This window comes from Vibrio genomosp. F10 str. 9ZD137 (assembly GCF_049974785.1).
In the GTDB taxonomy this organism is placed as follows: Bacteria; Pseudomonadota; Gammaproteobacteria; order Enterobacterales; family Vibrionaceae; genus Vibrio.
Window position 1 is genome coordinate 1 of the sequence record NZ_JBNGCJ010000654.1, and the last position, 8,676, is coordinate 8,676.

The following is an 8,676-nucleotide window of genomic DNA, read 5'->3' on the forward strand; positions in this document are numbered from 1 at the left end:
ACGCACATTCACCGATAGCGTAGATATCTTGGTCTGTCGTCTGACAGTGATCGTTAATCTCGATACCACCGCGAGGCGCAATACCTAGACCCATTTGACGAGCCAGTTTGTCTTGTGGGCGAATACCAGCAGAGAATACGATGAAATCAGTTTCTAGCTCAGTGCCGTCTGCAAAACGCATTACGTTACGAGCTTCAGTACCTTCAGGAGCAATTTCAAGCGTGTTCTTGCTTGTATGGACGTTTACACCCATACGTTCGATCTTTTGACGAAGCTGATTACCACCTGCAAGATCAAGCTGCTCTGCCATAAGCTTTGGAGCAAACTCAACAACGTGCGTCGTGACACCGAGTGCTTTAAGTGCGCCTGCTGCTTCAAGGCCAAGTAGACCACCACCAACAACAACACCAGATTTAGAATTCTTTGCCGTCGCTTCGATAGCTTTTAGATCTTCGATTGTGCGATAAACAAAACAGTCTTTACCTTCGTTGCCTTTGATTGGCGGTACGAATGGGAAAGAACCAGTAGCAAGAACAAGTTTGTCGTATTGAATTTCTCGACCAGTGCTTGAGTAAACGGTTTTCTTTTCACGGTTAACGTTAATAGCACGTTCACCGATCAGCATGTTAATGCCATGTTTCTCGTAGAAACCTTCTTTAACTAAAGAAAGTTCGTCTGCAGTGTGATGTGAAAAGTAAGAAGAAAGGTGGACACGATCATACGCAACGCGGGGTTCTTCACAGAAGACGGTGATGTCCATTTTTGACACCTCTGTCTTTTCGACCAAATCTTCGATATAGCGATGACCGACCATGCCGTTACCGATAATGACTAGCTTCATCTTACTCATAGATATTCCCAACAATTATATTTCTTAGCAATCAATTTGCTTCACTGGCTGCATTTTGAAATATGAAAAATAATTAACACATGATGTAAATCAATTACGAACTTAAACAACCCTAAAGGGGTAGAGAGTCAGGTCGGTAAACGTACAGCTCGTCAACTGATTTGCATCTTCTTGTATTATTGATCTTTCAGCTGCTTGTCCCCTAACACGCTACACCCTACCGAGTCAGTGTTAGTGATGCACAATGCCTAACTTAATTACAGATCTGTAATATCCTTCCACATAGTCGGTATCTATGTCTTTAATGTGTTCAAATCCCAATTACGCCCTTAAAGGACTGGCTCACCGTACTGGCGCTAATAATGCTTAAACATTGATATACGCACTATCAGGCAGGCGAGGAACGGGTTATGAAACGTCAAATAATTGTTCTAATCATCGGTATATCAAGCACTTTACTCGTTGGATGCGGCAGTATTACTCGGTATTTATTGCCAGTAGAAGAATTCGATATTGCCGCTTATTTAGGGACATGGTACGAAGTTGCCAGATTAGATCACCGCTTTGATCAGGGATTAACCCACAGCCGAACGCAATATACGATTGATGATGATGGAAGCATCAAAGTGGTCAACAGTGGCTGGAGCGAAGAAGATCACCAATGGAAAGAAGCGATCGGCAAGGCTAAACTGGCAGACGACAACACCGGTCATCTGCACATTTCTTTCTCTGGCCCATTTTATGGTAGCTATGTGGTCTTCTATCTTGAAGACGACTACTCAACGGCAATGGTAGCCAGTGGCGCAAATGAATTCTGGTTATTGTCGAGAACCAACGAGTTACCTGAGTACAAAATGAACAAGTATTTACGCATTGCCAAAAAAGCGGGATTTAGTACGGAACAGCTCGTTTTTCCCTTTGAACAAACGTACTAACAAACTGGGTGACGTGTTTTCTACAGTATAAAAATAAAAGGGACCAAACTGGCCCCTATTCTATTCTTCCGTTAAGCCATGTATTTGCAAACGGTACAATCAAACCCGCCGCCGTTAATGCTTCAAACCCGTCGCTTTTGCCACAGCAGCCACATCGTTCGAGATGTTAGCAGCAATACTGTGTAACTCTTCAAGCTCTGATTTGGTGAAAGGGTGAATCAAAATAGACTCCGCGCCATTTTTACCCACGATGGTAGGCAGACTCATGACGACATCTTTCAACCCATATTCACCGTTAATTAACGTCGCAATGGGTAGTACCGAACGCTCATCAATTTTAATCGCTTGAATGATTCGAAACACACTCGCAGCAATGCCGTGAGTGGTGTTTTGCTTTCGCTTAAAGATCTCATAACCGGCTTGCTTTACCGAGTCGAGTAACTCATCGGCATCAATACGAGCAAGATTATTGGTGTCACAGTAATAATCCGCAGGTTGCCCCGCAATGCTAATCAAGCTTTTTGGCGTAAAACAATTGCTGCCGTGCTCGCCAAGTACATAGCCAAATACATTCTTTGGGTCTAAGTTAACTCGATTTGCGACGATAGACATCAATCTCGCTGTATCAATAACACAACCACTGCTGATGACCTTATGGGCTGGGAAATCGGTATTTTTAACAATACAATGTGTGACAATGTCACATGGGTTACTGACAACAATTAGGGTTGCTTTGGGCGCGACTCGACTGACTTTTAAAGCGATATCAACACCAATTTTGGCATTAATTTCTGCCAAATCCATCCGTGTTTGTCCCTGCTTAATTTGCGCCCCTGCGGTAATAACAACGATATCTGCACCAATAAGAGACAAATAGTCGTCGCTGGCCAAAATATGGGTATTTTTAGAAAAGGTTAATGCTGCTGTGTGGCGAAAGTCCAGCACTTCGCCTTCTGCTCGTTCTAGGTTCTGATCAAGTACCACGAGTTCACTCACGCTTCCCAGTGTGAGTAAATAATTACAAATTCCAACACCCACTGAGCCAGCACCTATCACGCCGATTTTCATGTTCATTCCTTGAGAAAGAGTTTTATCACTGTCAATAGTCTACTAATACCCCTGCCATAAACGCTATTTTTATTTCAACGCTTGCGAACATTACAGAATTAAACACTAGTTTTTATCTCTAGACTGAAACTAACCAAATCTTAGCAGAAGAATCCACTGTCAGGAGAAAATCAAATAGCTTATGAGATAAGGATGATAGAGCATTCAAGCTAAACACCCGAAACAGTACAGAAGAAAAAGTGAAGGATGAAAATAGAAATAGAAGTGAAAGAAATAGCAAGGAAAACTCATTTAGCCTTGAGCATCTGGTTGATTTTCAGGCAATGATGCGATGAAAGCAGGGTGATCAGACAATGCTTTATCGATGGCACTGATTTTCGGAAACTCCGCCATGTCCACATCAAACCGACGCGCGTTATAGACTTGAGGAACCAAGCATACGTCCGCCAAGCTGATGGTATTGCCAACACAATATTCTTTAGCACTTTTCTTCAATTTTTGCTCAAACGCAGAAAAGCCAACGCTCACCCAGTGGCGATACCAATGCTTTTTTTGTTCTGCATCGGCGCCCAACTCGCGCTCTAAATATTGCAAAACTCGTAAGTTGTTGATCGGATGAATATCCATAGCAATATCTTGAGCCAATGCCATCACTTGATAACGCTCGATTCCTGCACTAGGCACAAGCTTAGGGCCTGAATAACAGTTATCAAGGTAGTCAATAATGGTGAGTGATTGTGACAAAATCACTTCTCCGTCCTTGAGTACCGGGACCAATTCACTAGCGTTTAGCGACCGAAACTCAGGCTGATGTTGCTCTCCACCTTGGTTAAGTAGATGGATCGATTGATGCTGATACATTAACTGTTTTAGGTTCAAAGCAATACGAACACGATACGCAGCGGATGAACGCCAGTATCCGTACAAAGTCATGAGAGCCATCGGCCTTTCCTTTTCATTCATTTCATTATCAACCGGAATGCTTTACGGAATTAAACTGTCTCAAATAATTTGGGGGTTTAGACAGTTAGGTTCGTTATATAATTAGGTGCGTTATATAGTTAGAGTCAGGGCGCCTTATAAGGCACCACTTTTTGTTCGATTGACCCAAATATGCTGGCGCCTTGTCGGTTTTTCATTTCTATTTTTATTGTGTCTTGAAACTTCATAAAGGAAGTACTGGGCTGACCGTCGCGGATCGTTTCAATCATTCTAACTTCAGCAATACAGGAGTACCCCACTCCACCTTCTGTAATTGCACTGCCGTGATCGGTTCCTTGTTTATTCGAGACCGTCCCAGAACCTATGATCGTTCCTGCGCAAAGAGGCCGTGTTTTTGCCGCATGAGCGATAAGCTGTCCAAAATCAAATGTCATATCAACACCAGCATTCGGACAACCAAAAAGCGCGTTATTGTAGTGAGATTCAAGAGGCAAATGGACTTTCGCGCCTTCCCACTCGGCGTCCAACTCATCAGGTGTGACGGCAACCGGAGAAAATGCGGAAGATGGCTTAGACTGATAGAAACCAAATCCTTTGGCTAATTCAGCTGGGATTAACCCTCGTAAAGAGACGTCGTTGACCAACATTAATAAACAAATTGAGTTCGCCGCTTGCTTCGCATTCATACCCATAGGAACATCTGTCGTAATGACTGCGACTTCCGCTTCAAAATCAATCCCCCACGCTTCACTTTCTACAGGAATATCGTCCCTTGGTCCTAAGAACGCATCGGATCCCCCTTGATACATCAATGGATCACTCCAAAAGCTATCTGGGATCTCCGCCCCCCTTGCTTGGCGAACCAATTCAACGTGGTTGACGTACGCCGATCCGTCCGCCCAATGATAAGCACGAGGCAATGGCGATTCACATTGTTTGGAATCAAAGGCTATTGTGTCTGTCGCTTCCCCTTGGTTTAGCAAGTCGTATCTCGCTTTTAAAGGCGTCACGACATTTTGCCAATTATCTAAGGCACTTTGCAAAGTCGGCGCGATATCGGGAACAGAAACACATTGAGTAAGATCTTTACTCACGACAACTAATGTCCCATCTCTCATTCCATTTCTTAGTGTGGCTAACTTCATTATGTTTTCCCTCATCCCTGCTGGTTTTTCTTATTGCTGTCGTGTGGATTTCAAGCACCCTGATATTCTTACCGATCTTCTTGCTATAGTTTCTTGTTGTTTATTGTTGGTTCTTCTTATCTTAGAAGGTACTTAACCGGCGTTTATTAAGTTGTGCGCCAGCTGTACACGTAGTCCTTGTTTTCAACGCCATCCACCGCTGATGTAAAGTGTAAAGCATGGCGCGTATCAATCATGACCGCCACTTCATCAGTAAATGTCTTCTTATGCTCTAACCCTGCTTTAAACGCTTTGGGGTGCGGTCCGTGAGTAAATCCAGCGGGATGGAAGGTCATCATGCCCGCTTCTATATTATCGCGGCTAAAGAAATCCCCTTGGTGATAGAACAGCACTTCATCGTAATCATCATTGTTATGATAAAAAGGCACTTTCAATGCACCCGGATCACTTTCGATTGGCCTTGGCACAAAGGTACAAACAACAAAACCCTCACCAACAAACGTAGTATGAGCCGAGGGTGGAAGATGATAACGGTGTGACATCAAAGGCCGAATATCGCGCCAGTTAAGCTTAACTACGCTAAGATCACCATGCCAACCAATAGCATCAAGCGGATTGAATGGATACGTGATCACACTCAGGCTATCGTGCCTTTTTACGACAACTTTCGTGCTTTCCTCGGAATATTGTGCTTTAAATGCCTCATCGATTGAGGGGATTTGCAAAACCGCAGGATCAAACAAAGCGTGGTTTCCTACAATCCCTTTTTCTGGAAAAGAATACGCCCCATCACTGTTTTCAATCATCAAAAAAAACAATGGCTCCTCGACTTCAATTCGCCACATTGTCGAGCGAGGAATCATGACATAATCCCCTTCAGCAATGTCTAGGTGGCCATAATCACAATAGAACTTCCCTTTGCCGCCGTGGACAAACAAGAGCTCATCCCCATCTGCGTTTCGGACTAACTCAGACATTGATTGCTCTAGTTGCCACACTCGAATTTTACACTGATCATTGTGAAGGACATTGGGCACAGACCAAGGGCTATCTTGAACCGCTGAAGTTAACTGCGTTAAATCGAAAGCTCTGGGTTTAAGATCACCTTGCCACTCCTGCCAATCGGTTGGGGCATGTTGGTGATGAAAGTGCGTCGCGGGGCCAAAAAAACCACTGCGGCCCGCTTCTCGTTCATAGATGCCTTGTTCGGGGAAATCAGCGTGTGCCTGCATAGAGCTGATGCCTTCTTTGTGAGGAAACGTAATCCATTTATTCATAGTAACCCCTATGATTTCACATCTTCTTTGTTAAGCACGCCTCGACGAATTTGGTCTTCTTCAATCGATTCAAACAACGCCTTAAAATTACCTTCACCAAATCCTTCGTTGCCTTTACGTTGAATGATTTCAAAAAAGACTGGGCCTATGACCGTTTGAGTAAAGATCTGCAATAAAATACCGTCTTTTTCCGGTGCGCCGTCTATCAGTATTCTCAACTCTTTAAGTTGCTCTAGATCTTCACTATGGCCTGAAACACGTTGGTTGACTTTATCGTAATAGGTATCGAGGGTGGGCATGAAATCCATTCCTCGTGAACGTAAAGTCCGCACCGTTTCGTAGATATCTTCTGTGCTCAGGGCAATGTGCTGAATACCTTCACCGTTATATTCTTTGAGATACTCTTCAATCTGTGATTTATCGTCGGATGATTGGTTAATGGGAATTCGAATTTTCCCGCAGGGCGCGGTCATGGCTCTGCTGGTTAAACCAGTGAGTTTTCCTTCAATATCGAAGTATCGAATCTCTTTGAAGTTTCCAATGCCTTCATAGAAGCTTGACCAAACATCCATTTGACCTTGCATCACGTTATGGGTCAGGTGATCAATCTCAAAAAGACCGACATCTTTTTGAGCCAGTCTTTCTTCCATATCTGGGTAAAAGTTGAAGTCAACGTCATAGATACTCTGGCTACCATAGCGATCCACAAAATAGAGCAGGCTTTTGCCAATACCATAGATAGCTGGAATACTGAGTTCCATCGGGCCGATTTCAGTTTTATATTCCTCTCCTCCATTTTTAAGAGCGTGCGCCATGGCTTGTGATGCGTCCTTCACTCGAAACGCCATACCACACACTGATGGCCCATGAAGTTTAGCAAAGGCTTCTGCTGGGCTATTAGGCTCGGCATTCACGATGAAGTTCACATCTCCCTGACGATACAGCCACGCCTGTTTTGAACGGTGCTTGGCTACTTCAGCAAACCCTAATGAACTGAATAACTGCTTTAGATCATCGATCCCTTTGCTACTGACTGCTGTGTATTCAACAAACTCAAATCCATCGGTTCCTAGCGGGTTACTTTTATCCAACATGGTCATTCCTTTTATTGGCTGTTTTGCTCCAGATGATTGGTACTCACTTAGATGCCTGTGCATTAACTTATCTGCTTGTTTAGCAACTGAGCGCTTGTTCACTAACTTAAGTCAAAAGCCCGTTGCATTTGAACTTTATGGCCAAAATACTTAACCCCAATGGCCCCACCTAAAGATGTATTCAAAATGTTACATAAAGTGATAACCACCTTTATCACGCCAGCACTAGGAACAAATAAAGATAATATAAATCAATAATAAAAAATGAATTCATTCAATAACCAATCTACGACCAAGTGTTAAAACTCAAGTTACAACCCTCACAAAGTGCAACATAATGTTTACATTTCGTGTAATTATGAAAAGACACTAACCAAACCCTTCCTTTTACTGCTCAGTTACTGGGCAAGAAAACAATTCATTGATTTATCGCAGGGTAATATGACGTGCTTCAAAGATAAGGTATCCCTTCCTGTTTCCAACGAGGTAGTACAATGACTCAAATAAACCAAGAAAGACTGGTTGAACACTTTTGCCAATTGATCAAAATCGACAGCGAATCTCGCTACGAACTCGACATATCGAAAACATTGGCCGAACAACTGGGGGAGCTCGGTTTTTCTGTTCATAAATTGCCAGTCGCCGAGGAAATTTCCAATGGCTTCAATATTTATGCTCGTTTAGACGGAGAGTTAGATGACAGCGTGGTACTGAGTTGTCACATGGATACAGTGGCGCCAGGTAACAATATCGAACCCATTATTGAAGAAGGCATTATTCGTTCTAAAGGCGACACTATTTTAGGCGGCGATGATAAATCAGGTATTGCGGCCATTATGGAAGCGGTTCGCTGTATTCGTTCTGAAAATATCGCTCATAAAACGATTGAGATTGCTTTTACTGTCCATGAAGAAGGTGGGCTGCAAGGATCTAAACACTTTGATATGTCGTTCATTCAGTCCGATAAGGCCGTTGTGCTAGATTCTGGCGGCCCTATAGGCACCATCATCAACCGTGCGCCAGGTCAACAATCCATGACATTCACCATCAAAGGTCGCCCTGCACACGCTGGTTTAGCTCCAGAAGAAGGGATCAGTGCCATTGGCGTTGCAGCAGAAGCCATTACCAATATGAACCTTTTGCGTATTGATGAAGAAACCACGGCAAACATCGGTATTGTGGAAGGTGGACAAGCCACTAATATCGTCATGCCAGAACTGCGTATCGTCGCGGAAGCACGCTCACTGAATGCAGATAAGTTAGCCAACCAGGTGGAGCACATGGTATCAACGTTTAAAGCAGCGGCAGACAAGCATGGCGCTGACATTGAACTGGAGTCTCAGCGCGCTTATGAAGCTTACGTCA

At 43.6% G+C, this 8,676-nt stretch carries 8 protein-coding genes; 2 read left to right on the plus strand and 6 right to left on the minus strand.

Annotation, left to right across the window (positions count from 1 at the left end; all coding sequences use genetic code 11):
• Positions 1-850: FAD-dependent oxidoreductase (locus tag ACP45E_RS15885; protein WP_158008386.1), on the minus strand; the 850-nt coding region annotated here is incomplete at its 3' end.
• 410 nt (positions 851-1,260) lie between these two features.
• Between ACP45E_RS15885 and ACP45E_RS15890 the strand changes: the two genes are divergently transcribed.
• On the plus strand, positions 1,261-1,785 hold the full coding sequence (locus ACP45E_RS15890; protein ID WP_017039140.1) for a lipocalin family protein: 525 nt from the start codon (positions 1,261-1,263) through the stop codon (positions 1,783-1,785).
• A gap of 114 nt (positions 1,786-1,899) precedes the next feature.
• On the opposite strand, the gene ACP45E_RS15895 is transcribed toward ACP45E_RS15890, so the two are convergent.
• From ACP45E_RS15895 to hppD, 5 genes are all read right to left on the minus strand, one after another.
• Positions 1,900-2,853, minus strand: a complete 954-nt coding sequence (locus ACP45E_RS15895; RefSeq protein WP_017034078.1) for a lactate/malate family dehydrogenase — start codon at positions 2,851-2,853, stop codon at positions 1,900-1,902.
• 291 nt (positions 2,854-3,144) lie between these two features.
• Positions 3,145-3,795, minus strand: a complete 651-nt coding sequence (gene maiA, locus ACP45E_RS15900) for a maleylacetoacetate isomerase (RefSeq protein ID WP_017039141.1) — start codon at positions 3,793-3,795, stop codon at positions 3,145-3,147.
• Positions 3,796-3,920: 125 nt separating this feature from the next.
• Positions 3,921-4,940 (minus strand): fumarylacetoacetate hydrolase family protein, encoded by a 1,020-nt coding sequence (locus tag ACP45E_RS15905; protein ID WP_017039142.1) that lies wholly within the window; start codon positions 4,938-4,940, stop codon positions 3,921-3,923.
• Between the two features lie 146 nt (positions 4,941-5,086).
• On the minus strand, positions 5,087-6,217 hold the full coding sequence (locus ACP45E_RS15910; RefSeq protein WP_017039143.1) for a homogentisate 1,2-dioxygenase: 1,131 nt from the start codon (positions 6,215-6,217) through the stop codon (positions 5,087-5,089).
• Between the two features lie 8 nt (positions 6,218-6,225).
• Positions 6,226-7,311: a 4-hydroxyphenylpyruvate dioxygenase gene (gene hppD / locus ACP45E_RS15915; RefSeq protein WP_017039144.1), complete on the minus strand. Its 1,086-nt coding sequence runs from the start codon at positions 7,309-7,311 to the stop codon at positions 6,226-6,228.
• 494 nt (positions 7,312-7,805) lie between these two features.
• Here hppD and ACP45E_RS15920 point away from each other — a divergent pair.
• Positions 7,806-8,676, plus strand: an 871-nt coding sequence (locus tag ACP45E_RS15920) for a M20/M25/M40 family metallo-hydrolase (RefSeq protein WP_069585223.1), incomplete at its 3' end; no start/stop codon positions are given.